Below are 14,173 nucleotides of genomic sequence, written 5' to 3'. Positions count from 1 at the left end.
CATGCACGGCGAATCTCCGATCAAACGTCGCGAATCTCGTAAAATCTGGGTCGGCTCGGTGCCGGTCGGTGGCGATGCCCCGATCGCAGTGCAGAGCATGACCAACAGCGACACCAATGACGTCGCGGCTACCGTGGCACAGATCAACCGTCTGGAAGCCGCCGGCGTGGACATCGTTCGCGTCTCGGTGCCGGACATGGACGCTGCCGAGGCCTTCGGCCGTATCAAGCAGTTGGTCAAGGTCCCGCTGGTCGCTGACATCCATTTCGATTATCGAATCGCCCTGCGCGTTGCCGAGCTGGGCGTCGATTGCCTGCGGATCAACCCGGGCAACATCGGCCGCGAAGACCGCGTCCGCGCGGTGGTCGAGGCGGCCCGCGATCGCGGCATTCCGATCCGTATCGGCGTCAACGCCGGTTCGCTGGAAAAAGACCTGCAGAAGAAGTACGGCGAGCCAACGCCGGCGGCCCTCGTCGAGTCCGCGCTGCGTCACGTCGAGCATCTGGACCGTCTGGATTTCCAGGACTTCAAGGTCAGCGTCAAGGCCTCCGATGTGTTCATGGCAGTCGAGGCTTATCGGCTTCTTGCCAGGCAAATCATCCAGCCGTTGCACTTGGGCATCACTGAAGCGGGCGGTTTGCGCTCAGGCACAGTGAAATCAGCCGTCGGCCTAGGTATGCTGCTGGCCGAAGGGATCGGCGATACCATTCGGATTTCGCTCGCAGCCGATCCGGTTGAAGAAGTGAAGGTCGGTTACGACATCCTCAAGTCGCTGCGCCTGCGTTCCCGTGGCATCAACTTCATCGCCTGCCCGAGCTGCTCGCGGCAGAACTTCGATGTGGTCAAGACCATGAACGAGCTGGAAGGGCGCCTTGAAGATTTGCTCGTGCCGCTGGATGTTGCGGTGATCGGTTGCGTGGTGAACGGTCCCGGCGAGGCGAAAGAAGCCCATGTCGGTCTGACCGGAGGCACGCCGAACCTGATCTACATTGATGGCAAGCCGGCGCAAAAGCTGACAAATGACAATCTGGTGGAACAGCTTGAACGCTTGATCCGTCAGAGAGCGGCCGAAAAGGTCGAGGCCGACGCAGCGCTGATCGCGCGCGGCTAACCCAGTTTCCAAGGAATATTTGTGAGTAAGTCTCTGCAAGCCATTCGTGGCATGAACGACATCCTGCCGGATCAGACGCCGCTGTGGCGCTACTTCGAGGGTACGGTCTCGCGTTTGCTGGATAACTACGGTTATCGCCAGATCCGCATGCCGATCGTCGAGTTCACCGACCTGTTCAAACGCTCCATCGGCGAAGTCACGGACATCGTCGAGAAAGAGATGTACACCTTCGCTGACCGCAATGGCGATTCGCTGACCCTGCGCCCTGAAGGCACGGCGGCCTGCGTGCGTGCGGTCCTCGAACACGGCATCACCGGTGGCGGTCAGGTGCAGAAACTCTGGTACATCGGTCCGATGTTTCGCCACGAGCGTCCGCAAAAAGGCCGTTATCGTCAGTTTCACCAGATCGGTGTCGAGGTGTTCAACCTTGATGGTCCGGACATCGACGCCGAGCTGATCGTTCTGACCTGGCGTCTGTGGGGCCTGCTGGGTATTCGCAATGCCGTCAAACTGGAACTCAACAGCCTGGGCACCAGTGAAGCCCGCGGCCGTTATCGTGAAGCGCTGGTCGAGTATCTCTCGGCGCGTCACGAGCAACTGGACGAAGACAGTCAGCGCCGTCTGAAGAGCAATCCGCTGCGCGTGCTTGATACCAAACACCCTGAAACCCAGGCGGTGCTGGTTGATGCACCCAAGCTGGCAGATTACCTGGACGACGAATCCCGGGTTCACTTCGAAGGCCTGAAGGCGCGTCTCGACGCGGCGGGCATTCCGTACGTGATCAACCCGAAGCTGGTTCGTGGCCTGGATTACTACAGCAAAACCGTATTCGAGTGGGTCACTGACCAGCTCGGCGCTCAGGGGACTGTCTGCGCGGGTGGCCGTTACGACGGTCTGGTCGAGCAGATGGGCGGCAAACCGACGTCAGGCGTGGGCTTTGCCATGGGCATCGAACGTCTGGTGCTGCTGCTGGAAACCCTCGAGCAGATTCCCGAAGAGATCGCCCGTACGGTCGACGTTTACGTTTGCGCATTCGGCGAGGCCGCCGAGCTGGCAGCGCTGACCCTGTCCGAGCGCTTGCGCGATCAGGCGCCAAATCTGCGTCTGCAAGTCAATGCCGGAGCTGGCAGCTTCAAGAGCCAGTTCAAGAAGGCCGACAAGAGCGGTGCGCTGTACGCGCTGATCCTTGGCGACGAAGAGCTGGCGCGCAAGGAAGTGGGCGTCAAGCCGCTGCGTGGTCAGGGCGAGCAACAAAATATTGCCTGGGATGCTCTGTCCGAGCACCTGGCCACCTGCATTTCGCAGGGTTGAAGCAGATAAAAGCCGATTTAGCGAATAGGAGTATTGGGGTGTCGAGTACCGATGATGATGAGCTGGTTGCCGTAAAGGACTGGTGGCAGCGTAACGGCAAGCCTCTGCTGACCGGCGGCCTGCTCGCGGTGATCGTGGTGTTGGGCTGGCAAGGCTGGCAGCGCTATCAGAACAACCAGGCGCAGGGTGGTTCGGCGCTGTACCAGCAATTGCTGGAAACCGCACTGACGCCAAGCGGCCAGGCTGATGCAGGCCGTGTGGCCGAGATCGCCGGCAAGCTGAAGAGCGAATTCGGTGGCACCGCGTACGCCCAGTACGGCAGCCTGTTCGTGGCCAAAGTGGCTGTGGACACCGGCAAGCTGGATGACGCTGCGAACGAACTGAAATCCGTGACCGACAAGCCGGCCAACGCGACCCTGGGTGAAATCGCCCGTCAGCGTCTGGCTCGTGTCCTCGCTGCACAGAACAAGGCCGAAGACGCGCTGAAGCTGCTCGACGGTCAGGCCGACCAGTCTTTCGCGGCCAGCCGTGAAGAGCTGCGTGGCGACCTGCTGGTTCAGCTGGGTCGCACCGATGATGCTTATGCTGCATACAAAAAGGCCAAGGCGGCGCTTTCCGAAGAAGCGGCTGTTGGCGGTCTGCAAATGAAGCTCGACGATCTGGCGAAAGGGGATGCGTGACGTGATTCGTTGGAAACATGCAGCATTGCTGGCTCTGGCCATTCTGGCCGCGGGTTGCAGCAGCAACAGCAAAAAAGAGCTGCCACCGGCAGAACTCGTCGACTTCAAGCAAGAAGTGACCCTGCAGAAGTTGTGGAGCCGTTCCGTCGGTGACGGTCAGGGCGACATCTACAACATGCTGGTTCCGGCCATCGACGGCGAGAACATCTACGCTGCCGATGCGAACGGCCTGGTCATGGCGATCAACCGCAGCAACGGCGACGTGGTCTGGAAAAAAGAGCTTGAGCAACCGGTATCCGGCGCCGTCGGCGTAGGTTTCGGTCTGGTCATGCTGGGCACGTTGCGCGGCGAAGTCATCGTCCTCGACGAAGCCACTGGCGAGCAGAAGTGGAAAGCCAAGGCGACCAGCGAAGTGCTGTCCGCTCCGGCCACCAACGGCAGTGTCGTGGTTGCCCAGACTCAGGATGACCGGGTTATCGGTTATGACGCCATCACTGGTGATCAGCGCTGGATCTACGAGAGCAGTCCTGCGGTTCTGACATTGCGGGGCACCGGCGCACCGATTGCCACCAGTTCGTTGGCCATCGCTGGGCTGTCGACCGGCAAGGTTGTGGCGCTGGACATCAACAACGGCGTCCCGGCCTGGGAGCAGCGCGTTGCCGTTCCGACAGGTCGTTCCGAGCTGGATCGTGTGGTCGACATCGACGGCGGTTTGCTGCTTTCCGGCAACACGCTGTATGTCGCGACCTATCAGGGCCGCGTAGCCGGCCTGGAACTGCAGAGCGGTCGTGTGCTGTGGCAGCGTGATGCCTCGAGTTATTCGGGTGTGGCGCAGGGCTTCGGCAGCGTTTACGTTTCGCTTGCCAACGGCACCGTGGAAGGCATCGATGAGCGCTCTTCCACCGGTCTGTGGAGCAACGACTCGCTGGCCCGTCGCCAACTCGGCGCGCCGGAAGTGTTCTCCAGCTACGTCGCGGTCGGTGACATGGAAGGCTATCTGCACCTGCTGAGCCAGGTCGATGGCCATTTCGTCGCCCGTGAAAAGATCGACAGCGATGGCCTGCGTGCTCGCCCGCTGGTCTCCGGCAGCACCATTTACGTCTTCGGCAACAGCGGCAAGCTGGAAGCGCTGACGATCAAGTAGTGGCTGTCTATGCTTGAGGCGGTCGAGTATCGGCTTCTTCAGGCGGCCCCGCTTCCATGGGGCCTGCGGCGCTTCGGCGTCGCTCCGAACTCCGGCCGCTGCCTTGCAGCGGCTTTTGTATTTTCTGAAATAACGAAGTGGAGAGCCGCATGGTTCCCGTAATCGCCCTGGTGGGTCGACCGAACGTCGGCAAGTCCACCTTGTTCAACCGCCTGACCAGGACTCGTGACGCCATCGTCGGCGACTTGTCCGGTCTGACCCGTGATCGCCAATACGGTGAGGCCAAGTGGCAAGGGCGCTCCTACATCCTGATCGACACCGGCGGTATCTCCGGTGACGAACACGGCATGGACGAAAAAATGGCCGAGCAGTCGCTGCTGGCCATCGAAGAGGCCGATGTCGTGTTGTTCCTCGTTGACGCCAAAGCAGGCTTCACTGCCGCCGACCAGATGATTGGCGAGCACCTGCGCAAGCGCAACAAGACGTCCTACGTGGTCGCCAACAAAGTCGACAACATCGACCCTGACATGGCCCGCGCCGAGTTCGCACCGCTGGGCATGGGTGACGCGATTCCGGTCGCCGGCGCTCACGGTCGAGGCATCACGCAGATGCTCGAGATCGCCCTGCGCGATTTCCCGAAAGACGCTGACGAAGTCGAAGAAGGCGAAGAAGAGGAAGTCGTTGCCGAAGGTCAGGAAGCCAAGCGCATTCCCGGCCCGAGCGAGAAGGACGGCATCAAGATCGCAATCATCGGTCGCCCCAACGTCGGCAAGTCGACGCTGGTCAACCGCATGCTCGGTGAAGACCGGGTCATCGTCTACGACGAGCCGGGCACTACCCGCGACAGCATTTACATCCCGTTCGAACGCAACGAAGAAAAGTACACGCTGATCGACACCGCCGGTGTGCGCAAGCGCGGCAAGATCCACGAAGAAGTCGAAAAGTTCTCCGTGGTGAAAACCCTGCAGGCAATCAAAGACGCCAACGTGGTGATCTTCGTGATGGACGCCCGCGAAGGCGTCGTCGACCACGACCTCAACCTGCTGGGCTTTGCCCTTGAATCCGGTCGGGCTCTGGTCATCGCGCTGAACAAGTGGGATGGCATGGTGCCGAGCGAGCGCGACTACGTGAAGGTTGAGCTGGAGCGCCGGTTGTTCTTCGTCGACTTCGCCGACATCCACTTCATCTCGGCGCTGCACGGCACCGGCGTAGGTAACCTGTATCAGTCGGTGCAGAACTCGTTCAAATCCGCTGTGACCCGTTGGCCGACCAGCCGTTTGACCCAGATTCTGGAAGACGCAGTCAGCGAGCACGCTCCGCCGATGGTGGGCAGCCGCCGCATCAAGCTGCGTTACGCTCACTTGGGTGGCGCGAACCCGCCGTTGATCGTGATCCACGGTAACCAGGTCGAGAAAGTGCCGAAGTCGTACGTCCGGTATCTCGAGAACACCTATCGCCGCGTGCTCAAGCTGGTCGGTACGCCGATCCGCATCGAGTTCAAGGGTGGCGAGAACCCGTATGAAGGCAACAAGAACACGCTGACCGACCGCCAGGTCAACAAGAAGCGTCGGATGATGTCGCACCACAAGAAGGCCGACAAGAAGCGCCGCGACAAGCGCTGATCGTGTAGAGGTCTTTCTCGGAAAAGGCGCCAGTGGCGCCTTTTTTTGTGCGCGACATCTGGGCTATCCTGCGGGTCCCCGAGCCCTTCAGGTGTCGGGAGTGGAGCAGGAAAACCCCCATGATCACCAGCAAACTGCCGAACGTTGGCACCACCATTTTTACTGTGATGTCTCAGCTTGCCGCCGAAACCGGGGCGATCAATCTGTCTCAGGGTTTTCCCGATTTCGATGGGCCCGACGCACTGCGTGAAGCTCTTTGCCGCCGCGTCATGGACGGCAACAATCAATACGCGCCGATGGCCGGCCTGCCGGTATTGCGCGAGCAAGTCGCGGCCAAGATTGCGCGGTGCTACGGCCGTCAGGTCGGCGTCGACAGCGAAATCACCATCACCCCCGGCGCCACCCACGCCATTTTCTGCGCCATCCAAACTGTTGTGAGCGCCGGCGATGAAGTCATCGTCTTCGACCCGTGCTACGACAGTTATGCCCCTTCGGTAGAACTGGCCGGCGGGCGCACGGTGCATGTGCAGCTCAAGGATGGCGATTTCGCCATCGACTGGGAAAAACTCAGCGCAGCGCTGAGCCCTCGCACTCGTATGATCGTCATCAACACGCCGCACAACCCGAGCGGCGCGTTGATCACCCGCGAGGAACTGGATCGCCTGGCGGCGTTGATCCGGGACCGGGACATCTACGTGCTCAGCGATGAAGTCTACGAACACCTGGTGTTTGACGGCCTGCAGCACGCCAGCGTGCTGGCCCATGACGAACTCTACCAGCGCGCGTTTGTGGTCAGTTCGTTCGGCAAGACCTACCACGTCACTGGCTGGAAAACCGGCTACCTCGTTGCGCCGCCGGCACTGACCGCCGAAGCGCGGAAGATCCATCAGTTCGTCGCGTTCTGCGGGGTGACACCGCTGCAATGGGCGCTGGCCGATTTCATGGCGGCGCACCCTGAACATGTCGACGAACTGCCGGCGTTCTATCAGGCCAAGCGCGACTATTTCTGCGATCGCCTGGAAGCCTCGCGCTTCACCTTCACGCGCGCCAGCGGCACGTACTTTCAGCTGGTTGATTATTCGCAGATCCGCCCGGACCTCAATGACGTCGACATGTCGCTGTGGATGACCCGCGAGCACGGTGTGGCCAGCATTCCGATTTCGGTGTTCTATCAGAATCCGCCCGAAGGCCAGCGCCTGATCCGGCTGTGCTTCCCCAAACGTGAGGAGACGCTGCGTCTGGCGGCGGAGAAGCTATGCGCGATCTGAGTACGCTGCCCAATCTGAATATCGCGTTGGTTCAGACCACGTTGGTCTGGCACGACGCCCCGGCGAACCACGCCCACTTCGAAGAGCTGCTGGCCCAGGCCAAAGGCGCGGATCTGGTGATCCTGCCGGAGATGTTCACCACTGGCTTTACCATGGCGTCCGAAACTCAGGCCGAACCTGAAGACGGCCCGACTGCCCAGTGGATACTGGCGCAGGCCAGGCAACTTGATGCCGTGGTGACCGGCAGCGTGATCATTCGCGCTGCTGACGGCAGCCATCGCAATCGCTTGCTGTGGGCGCGGCCGGACGGCGAGCTGCTGCATTACGACAAGCGCCATCTGTTCCGGATGGCCGGCGAGCACGAGCATTACAGTCCGGGCGAGCGCCAGGTGCAGTTCGAGCTCAAGGGCTGGCGGATTCGTCCGCTGATCTGCTACGACCTGCGTTTTCCGGTGTGGAGCCGTGACGCCCACAACACCGATCTGCTGCTCTATACCGCCAATTGGCCGGGTGCTCGCCGTCTGCACTGGAACCGCTTGCTGCCGGCGCGCGCCATCGAGAACCTGTGTTACGTCGCTGCGGTGAATCGTGTGGGGATTGATGGCAAGGGCTTCGCCTACACGGGCGACAGCCAGGTGCTGGATTTTCAGGGCGAGAGCCTGCTCAACATCGGCGAGGCGGACGGGGTGTTTCAGGTCAGCCTGTCAGCGCAGAGCCTGGCGGCCTACCGCGAGAAATTCCCGGCCTGTCTCGACGCTGATACATTCGAGATACAGTAACGTCATAGAGTTAGTGGGCGAGTGGTCGATAGCGGTTGTACCCAGACAGGAGATCGGTATGACCACCATCAGCACATCCTCATTGAGTTCGTATTCCACCAGCTTCACGGTCGCGGTCAAGAAAGACGCCGCGACAACGGCGGCTGACAGCGACGCCTCCACCACCGACGCCACTGCGGCTTCTGCCTCAACGACAACCACTGCAGCCGGTGGCGCTGGCGGTGCCGGTGGGGCCGGTGGGGCAGGCGGCGCGTCTGATTCTTCCAGCACCAGCGAGCAGGCCATCGAGAAGCTGGAAGAGCAGATCAAGGAAACCCAGAAGCGCCTGCAGGAGCAGCAACAGCAACTCGCTGCCGCTCAGGCAAGTTCGGGTTCCGATGAGGAGAAATCGGCAAGGGTGATGGCCATTCAGGGACAGATATCGTCGACGACCGCCAGCCTGTCCACGGAGCAGGCGGCGCTTCTACAACTGCAGAAGTCCGGCAGCATCAACACCACCGCCTGATTCACTGATTCAAACATAAACCGCTCCATGACCTCGGTCGTGGGGCGTATTTGCGTCTGCAATAAATCCGACTTCAGATGTTTGTACGCTGGCCGATACAAAGTGCACCTCATAAGGAGTTCATCATGACCACCATCAACACCAGTTCGTTGGGCGCTTACTCCAGCGTGTTCACGGCTGCCGTCAAAACTGACGACTCCACCAAGAGCGATGCCAAGACCGCCAGCGTCGAGCTGCGTGGTAACGTCTATGGCGACACCAAGGCGGCCGGAGCCACTGAGTCGGGCGACGCGCCGAGCATGAAGGAGGAGATGATCAAGCAGTTGCAGGAGCAGATTGAGCGAACGCAGAAAATGCTTCAGCAGCAGCAGGCTCAGTTGGCCGCTGTACAGGGCAGCAAGACGCCGGATGAGCTGAAGGCCACGCAGGTCATGGCGATCCAGCAGCAGATTTCCGGGACCATGGCGCAGCTGGGCGCATTGCAGGCCTCTCTGTTGAACTTGATGAAAGTCAAAGTCGACACCACGGCCTGATAATCCGGCGCTCAAACAAAAGGCCCTGAAGCTTGCACTTCAGGGCCTTTTTTATCGTGGGAATGATTGCCGGCAGTTATGCCGCTTTTGTCCCGTCAGCCTGCAGCAAGCCACGATTGAGAGCGCTAAACAGCGCCTTGAAGCTGGCCGTGGTGATGTTTTCGTCGATGCCGACGCCATGCACCGCCCGGTCACCGTTCACACGCAATTCGATGTAAGCAGCGGCCTTCGCCGTGGTGCCTGCGCCGATGGCGTGTTCGTTGTAGTCCATGATCTCGGCCGACACCGGGAGACCAGCGACCAGCGCTTCCAGGGCGCCGTTGCCGGTGCCTTTCCAGCGCAGATTGCTTTCGCTGTCGCTCATTCCGGTCACGACCACTTCGACTGCGCTGTTGCCGTTTTCTTCTTGCAAACGATGGCTGACCAGCGCGTACGGCTTGTTGGCCTGCAGGTATTCACGCTTGAACAGCGAGTAGATCTGCTGAGCGGTCATCTCCAGGCCCAGTCGATCGGTCTCGCCCTGAACCACTTGGCTGAACTCGATCTGCATGCGACGCGGCAGGGAAATACCGTATTCCTGTTCCAGCAGGTAAGTAATCCCGCCCTTGCCCGACTGGCTGTTGACGCGGATCACCGCCTCGTAGCTGCGGCCAATGTCGGCCGGGTCGATTGGCAAGTACGGCACTTCCCACATCGTGCCTTCTTTCTGCTGGGTGAGGCCCTTGCGGATCGCATCCTGGTGGGAGCCGGAGAACGCGGTATGCACCAGATCGCCGACATACGGGTGACGCGGGTGCACCGGAATCTGGTTGCACTCCTCGACGACCTTGCGCACGCCGTCGATGTCGGAAAAGTCCAACTGTGGATTCAGGCCCTGGGTGTACATGTTCAGCGCGACCGTCACCAGGTCGACGTTGCCGGTGCGCTCGCCGTTGCCGAACAGGCAGCCTTCAACGCGATCCGCGCCGGCCATCAGGCCCAGCTCGGTCGCCGCCACGCCGGTGCCTCGGTCGTTGTGGGTATGCAGGCTGATGATCACGCTGTCACGGCGTGAAATGTTGCGGCAGAACCATTCGATCTGGTCGGCGTAGATGTTCGGGGTGGCGACTTCGACGGTTGCCGGCAGATTGAGGATCACCTTGTTCTGCGGCGTCGCGTTCCACACTTCGATGACGGCGTCGCAGACTTCCTTGGCGAACTCCAGCTCGGTGGCGCTGAACGTCTCAGGCGAGTACTCGAACTGCCATTGGGTTTCTGGCTGCAGGGCGGCGTATTTGACGAACAGCTGAGCAGCATTCACGGCGATGGCTTTCACGCCCGCTTTGTCCTGGTTGAAGACGATGCGGCGGAAGGACGGGCAGGTGGCGTTGTACAGGTGGACGATGGCTTTTTTGGCGCCGCGCAGGGATTCGAACGTCCGTGCGATGAGGTCTTCGCGGGCCTGAGTCAGGACCTGAATGGTGGTGTCGTCCGGGATGTGGCCGTCTTCGATGAGCGTGCGCACGAAGTCGAAATCCGTTTGCGACGCAGAAGGGAAGGAGGCTTCGATTTCCTTCACACCGACTTGCACGAGGGTCTTCCAGAAACGCAGCTTCTTGACCGCATCCATGGGCTCGATCAGGGACTGGTTACCGTCACGCAAGTCGGAGCTGCACCAGATCGGCGCCGCAGTGATGGTCTTGGAAGGCCAGGTGCGGTCAGGCAGGTCGATGACAGGAAAGGCGCGGTACTTGGTCGAGGGATCTTTGAGCATGGTCATGTGAATAATCCTTGTTGTACTCAGGGCCGAAAGGAGGCGGCCAGCCGGTTGATGCGAGAGTAGCACTGCGGGAAGAGCGTCGAGGCACCGCGTTCAGCTTTGCAGTCGTGCGCTCACGAGGCAGAGGCAGCGATGTTGACGCATCAGAATGAGGGTGTGAGAGGTTTTCATGTCGCCAAACGTAACTAATGGGGTGAAAGCTGGCAAGCGGTTGGGAAAAATTGAGAGAAGTAACCGGTAAAAGCTTCAGGTTGAGATTCTATTGCCAGATTTTGATGCTGTGCGCGATTTAATTGCTGGTGCGATTCGGTCTGAACGTACCGGCCGCTCCAATGGTAGGACCGGCTTCAGCCTGGAAGGGGCCAGAATTTGCACCACCAGATTTGCGGTGTTGCGCCTGACGCCTTCCCGGATAAAGCGGGTTCTACAGGGGGCCTACAGAGCTACTCAGCCCTCTAGAGCGTTACGGCTGAAACGCATTGATGAAAATGGCCGGATCCACCCGCGCGTCATTCAGGCTGACGTTCCAGTGCATGTGCGGTCCCGTCGCGCGACCGGTCGAACCCACACGCCCGACCACGCCACCACGCGGCACGGCATCGCCGACTTTCACGTCGATCTTCGACATATGGCAGAACATGCTGATAAAGCCCTGCCCATGATCGACGAACACCGTATTGCCGTTGAAGAAGTAGTTACCGATCAAAATCACCTTGCCCGCCGCCGGCGACTTGATAGGCGTACCGGCCGGAACCGCGAAGTCCAGTCCGGCGTGAGGATTACGCTCCTCGCCGTTGAAGAAACGTCGCACGCCGAATTTGCTCGAGAGCGGCCCGTCCACCGGTTTGTCCAGCAGAAGGTTGCTCGGGGTCACGGGACTGAACGTACGGTAGGCGCGGACCTGCACATCGAGTTCCTGCTCAATGCGCTTTAGGTCGTCCGGGTTGGGATTGACCTGGCGCTGGTTTTTCAGGGTAATCCGCTGCTCCGGGTACTTCTTGTTGCCCACCACGAAAGGCAGGTTACGGCCGCCGCTGCTGACCTGCTGCGACGTGCCTGGCTTGACGCTCAGCGGAATGCCGACAATGGCCAGCCAGCGGGCGTCCTGATCCTTGACCACCAGCACCGGCTTGCCCTGCCACGTGGCCTTGGGTGCTTGCGCGGCGGGACCAAGATCGACCACCGCCACGCCGCCCGGCACCGGCTTGTTGAGCAAACGGGAAATGTAGCTGTCAGCGTAGGCGGGCAGGGCAGCGCAAAAGACCAAGGCGGCAGTGGCCAACGAGCGGGATAGAAGAGGGAGCATTGATCAATCCAGAAGTGAAAGGGTGACAGGCGTCAGATGGTTGTCTTCGACGCGCACTTGCAGCTCGCCATCCGCCAGCTTCGCCGTCAGGCGCTGACCCTGATGCGTCTGCTCGGCAGCGCGAATGGCCCTGCCGCGCTCATCCAGCAAAATACTGTAACCACGGCCGAGGGTCGCCAGCGGGCTGACCACGTTGAGCGTCTGCACCTGACTTTGCAGCTGCAGGCGACGGCTCTTGATGTTTTCCTTGATCGCACGGGGCAGCCGCTCGGCCAGTACCGCCAGGCGCTGACGCAGAAACATCAGCGTGCGTCCCGGATGTTGCGCGGCCAGGCGGCTTTCCAGGTGGCTCATGCGCACCTGGCGCTTGTGCATCTGCTGCTCAAAGGCACGACGCATGCGCATGTCCAGATCGTCGAGGCGCTGGGCGCGCTGGCGCAGACGCTCGCCAGGGTGACGCAAGCGGCGGGAGATCCCGTCCAGACGCAACTGCTCACGCATCAGCCGGTCCTGCATGCGGCTGATCAGTCGGCGCTCCAGGCTGTCGACGCGGCGCTGCAAGTCGCTTGAATCCGGCGCCAGCAGTTCTGCAGCGGCGGAGGGGGTCGGGGCACGCACGTCGGCGACGAAGTCACTGATCGAGACATCGGTTTCGTGACCGACCGCGCTGACGATCGGCGTTACGCATGCGTCGATGGCCCGGGCCACGGCCTCTTCGTTGAAGCACCACAGGTCCTCCAGCGAGCCGCCGCCCCGGGCGAGGATCAACGCATCGAAGCCGCGATCGTCAGCAAGTTTCAGGGCGCGCACGATCTGGCCGATGGCCTCGCGGCCCTGCACAGCGGTGGGGATCAGAGTGAGTTCGACCTGGGGGGCGCGACGGCGAAACACGCTGATGATGTCGCGAATCACCGCGCCGGTCGGGGAGCTGATGATGCCGATGCGCTTGGGGTGCAGGGGCAGGGCGACCTTGCGCTCGGCGCTGAACATCCCTTCGGCGCTGAGCTTCTCTTTCAGCGCATCGAAAGCCAGACGCAGCGCGCCATCGCCAGCAGGCTCTACGGTGTCGAGAATCAGCTGATAGTCGCCGCGGCCTTCAAACAGCGAAACCTTGCCGCGCACCTTGACCGCCAGGCCGTCCTTCAACGCCTGACGCACCCGCGCCGCGTTGCTGCGAAACAACGCGCAACGCACCTGGGCGCCGGAGTCCTTCAGCGTGAAGTAAACGTGCCCGGAGGCCGGACGCGAGAGGTTGGAAATCTCGCCCTCGACCCAGATGCTGGAAAAAACATCTTCCAGCAGCACGCGTGCGCGGCCGTTGAGCTGGCTGACAGTGAGGACGTCCCGGTCAAGGCCGAGTCTTGCGAAGGGGTCTTTGATCATGGCGGCATCATAAAGGCATTGGGGCACGGGTCACCAGATGAGATCGCTGACGGCGCGCGCCCCGACGGCCATACTTGACGTCACCGACAGCGCGATTAAGCTGCCGCCCCCGATTACTCGTCAGACAGGCCCGTCATGGACACCCAAAGCATCATCGTCCCGCAAATCTCCAGCTTTCCTGCGCACGAAGCGAAGGCGCGGGCGATCCTGCGCTGGCTGGTGAAGCTGAACGTCGTCGAAGAATCGCTGACCACCTGTGGGCGCAGCTTCAACCGCATGGCCTACGCGGTTGCCCCGGGCGCGCGACGCTTCGTCGAAAACCCGGACGCCTTGCCATTCGGTCAACCGGTCAACGGTCTGGAAATCGTCCTCAAGCGCTGCATCTATACGCCGCAGCAGGGCTTCAAGGAGGAGGCCGGTTGCCCGGAATGCCGGCGCGAGATCGGCGAAGCCCTGTTCGACAGCCTGGAAGACTGGATGCCGGGCCACACCGACAACTTCATGTGCCCCGAATGCCGCCACGAAGACGACATCAACGGGTTTCTGTTTCTTGAGCCGTGCGGGTTCTCGAATCTGGGGTTCATCTTCAACAACTGGCTGGATGCCGGCTTCAAAAGCAGTTTTGTCGAGGCGTTTGCCGAGCGAATGGACCGGCCGGTGTCCCATGTCAACGTCAGGATGTAGATCTGCGCGGCTGTCATTGGGCGCCGTAATCCGGCTCATGCGTAAATAGCCTGATCTTTACATTGAGATAGTGCAGGTGTCTGGGTAC

Annotated in this window: 13 protein-coding genes; 10 read left to right on the top strand and 3 right to left on the bottom strand. The window is 61.1% G+C overall.

Translation table 11 applies throughout. From position 1 onward, the window contains the following. The first annotated feature begins 1 nt into the window (after position 1). From ispG to M1E04_RS19750, 9 genes are all read left to right on the top strand, one after another. A complete protein-coding gene (ispG, locus tag M1E04_RS19790) occupies positions 2 to 1,111 on the top strand; it encodes a flavodoxin-dependent (E)-4-hydroxy-3-methylbut-2-enyl-diphosphate synthase (protein WP_410927851.1) in 1,110 nt (369 codons plus the stop codon). A 21-nt stretch (positions 1,112 to 1,132) separates the two neighbouring features. Beyond that, the gene (hisS, locus tag M1E04_RS19785) at positions 1,133 to 2,422 is read left to right on the top strand and encodes a histidine--tRNA ligase (RefSeq protein WP_369318866.1); all 1,290 of its coding nucleotides are present in this window, start codon (positions 1,133 to 1,135) and stop codon (positions 2,420 to 2,422) included. A 38-nt stretch (positions 2,423 to 2,460) separates the two neighbouring features. Further along, the gene (locus M1E04_RS19780; protein WP_065990005.1) at positions 2,461 to 3,102 is read left to right on the top strand and encodes a tetratricopeptide repeat protein; all 642 of its coding nucleotides are present in this window, start codon (positions 2,461 to 2,463) and stop codon (positions 3,100 to 3,102) included. After that, positions 3,095 to 4,246: an outer membrane protein assembly factor BamB gene (gene bamB / locus M1E04_RS19775; RefSeq protein WP_065990004.1), complete on the top strand. Its 1,152-nt coding sequence runs from the start codon at positions 3,095 to 3,097 to the stop codon at positions 4,244 to 4,246. Before M1E04_RS19780 ends, bamB begins: the two co-directional genes overlap by 8 nt. 149 nt (positions 4,247 to 4,395) lie before the next feature. Further along, positions 4,396 to 5,868 (top strand): ribosome biogenesis GTPase Der, encoded by a 1,473-nt coding sequence (gene der / locus M1E04_RS19770; RefSeq protein WP_065990003.1) that lies wholly within the window; start codon positions 4,396 to 4,398, stop codon positions 5,866 to 5,868. 119 nt (positions 5,869 to 5,987) lie between these two features. After that, positions 5,988 to 7,136 carry a pyridoxal phosphate-dependent aminotransferase gene (locus tag M1E04_RS19765; RefSeq protein ID WP_456291903.1) on the top strand — a complete coding sequence of 383 codons (1,149 nt, stop codon included), beginning with the start codon at positions 5,988 to 5,990 and terminating at the stop codon, positions 7,134 to 7,136. Next, positions 7,124 to 7,915, top strand: coding sequence for an amidohydrolase (locus M1E04_RS19760; RefSeq protein WP_065990001.1), 792 nt, complete (start codon positions 7,124 to 7,126; stop codon positions 7,913 to 7,915). The genes M1E04_RS19765 and M1E04_RS19760 overlap by 13 nt, the downstream gene beginning before the upstream one ends. A gap of 58 nt (positions 7,916 to 7,973) precedes the next feature. Then, on the top strand, positions 7,974 to 8,420 hold the full coding sequence (locus M1E04_RS19755; protein ID WP_456291902.1) for a hypothetical protein: 447 nt from the start codon (positions 7,974 to 7,976) through the stop codon (positions 8,418 to 8,420). Between the two features lie 125 nt (positions 8,421 to 8,545). Then, a complete protein-coding gene (locus M1E04_RS19750) occupies positions 8,546 to 8,953 on the top strand; it encodes a hypothetical protein (RefSeq protein WP_074886306.1) in 408 nt (135 codons plus the stop codon). Between the two features lie 76 nt (positions 8,954 to 9,029). On the opposite strand, the gene leuA is transcribed toward M1E04_RS19750, so the two are convergent. The 3 genes from leuA to xseA all read right to left on the bottom strand — a co-directional run bounded on the left by leuA (position 9,030) and on the right by xseA (position 13,401). Then, positions 9,030 to 10,712 carry a 2-isopropylmalate synthase gene (leuA, locus tag M1E04_RS19745; protein ID WP_456291901.1) on the bottom strand — a complete coding sequence of 561 codons (1,683 nt, stop codon included), beginning with the start codon at positions 10,710 to 10,712 and terminating at the stop codon, positions 9,030 to 9,032. A gap of 463 nt (positions 10,713 to 11,175) precedes the next feature. After that, positions 11,176 to 12,018 (bottom strand): peptidoglycan DD-metalloendopeptidase family protein, encoded by an 843-nt coding sequence (locus M1E04_RS19740; protein ID WP_410934440.1) that lies wholly within the window; start codon positions 12,016 to 12,018, stop codon positions 11,176 to 11,178. Positions 12,019 to 12,021: 3 nt separating this feature from the next. Next, positions 12,022 to 13,401, bottom strand: a complete 1,380-nt coding sequence (xseA, locus tag M1E04_RS19735) for an exodeoxyribonuclease VII large subunit (protein ID WP_456291900.1) — start codon at positions 13,399 to 13,401, stop codon at positions 12,022 to 12,024. 135 nt (positions 13,402 to 13,536) lie between these two features. Here xseA and M1E04_RS19730 point away from each other — a divergent pair, with 135 nt between their 5' ends. Further along, positions 13,537 to 14,085: a sugar ABC transporter ATPase gene (locus tag M1E04_RS19730; RefSeq protein WP_065989993.1), complete on the top strand. Its 549-nt coding sequence runs from the start codon at positions 13,537 to 13,539 to the stop codon at positions 14,083 to 14,085. Positions 14,086 to 14,173 lie beyond the last annotated feature (88 nt).

The organism is Pseudomonas sp. AK106, assembly GCF_053903055.1.
This window is presented reverse-complemented; position numbering and strand designations above follow the sequence as displayed.

Bases quoted from the DNA above. Each gene is read 5' to 3' on its own strand.
- ispG (WP_410927851.1), top strand. From the start codon at position 2: ATGCACGGCGAATCTCCGATCAAACGTCGCGAATCTCGTAAAATCTGG.
- bamB (WP_065990004.1), top strand. From the start codon at position 3,095: ATGCGTGACGTGATTCGTTGGAAACATGCAGCATTGCTGGCTCTGGCC.
- der (WP_065990003.1), top strand. From the start codon at position 4,396: ATGGTTCCCGTAATCGCCCTGGTGGGTCGACCGAACGTCGGCAAGTCC.
- M1E04_RS19765 (WP_456291903.1), top strand. From the start codon at position 5,988: ATGATCACCAGCAAACTGCCGAACGTTGGCACCACCATTTTTACTGTG.
- M1E04_RS19760 (WP_065990001.1), top strand. From the start codon at position 7,124: ATGCGCGATCTGAGTACGCTGCCCAATCTGAATATCGCGTTGGTTCAG.
- M1E04_RS19755 (WP_456291902.1), top strand. From the start codon at position 7,974: ATGACCACCATCAGCACATCCTCATTGAGTTCGTATTCCACCAGCTTC.
- M1E04_RS19750 (WP_074886306.1), top strand. From the start codon at position 8,546: ATGACCACCATCAACACCAGTTCGTTGGGCGCTTACTCCAGCGTGTTC.
- leuA (WP_456291901.1), bottom strand. From the start codon at position 10,712: ATGACCATGCTCAAAGATCCCTCGACCAAGTACCGCGCCTTTCCTGTC.
- M1E04_RS19740 (WP_410934440.1), bottom strand. From the start codon at position 12,018: ATGCTCCCTCTTCTATCCCGCTCGTTGGCCACTGCCGCCTTGGTCTTT.
- xseA (WP_456291900.1), bottom strand. From the start codon at position 13,401: ATGATCAAAGACCCCTTCGCAAGACTCGGCCTTGACCGGGACGTCCTC.
- M1E04_RS19730 (WP_065989993.1), top strand. From the start codon at position 13,537: ATGGACACCCAAAGCATCATCGTCCCGCAAATCTCCAGCTTTCCTGCG.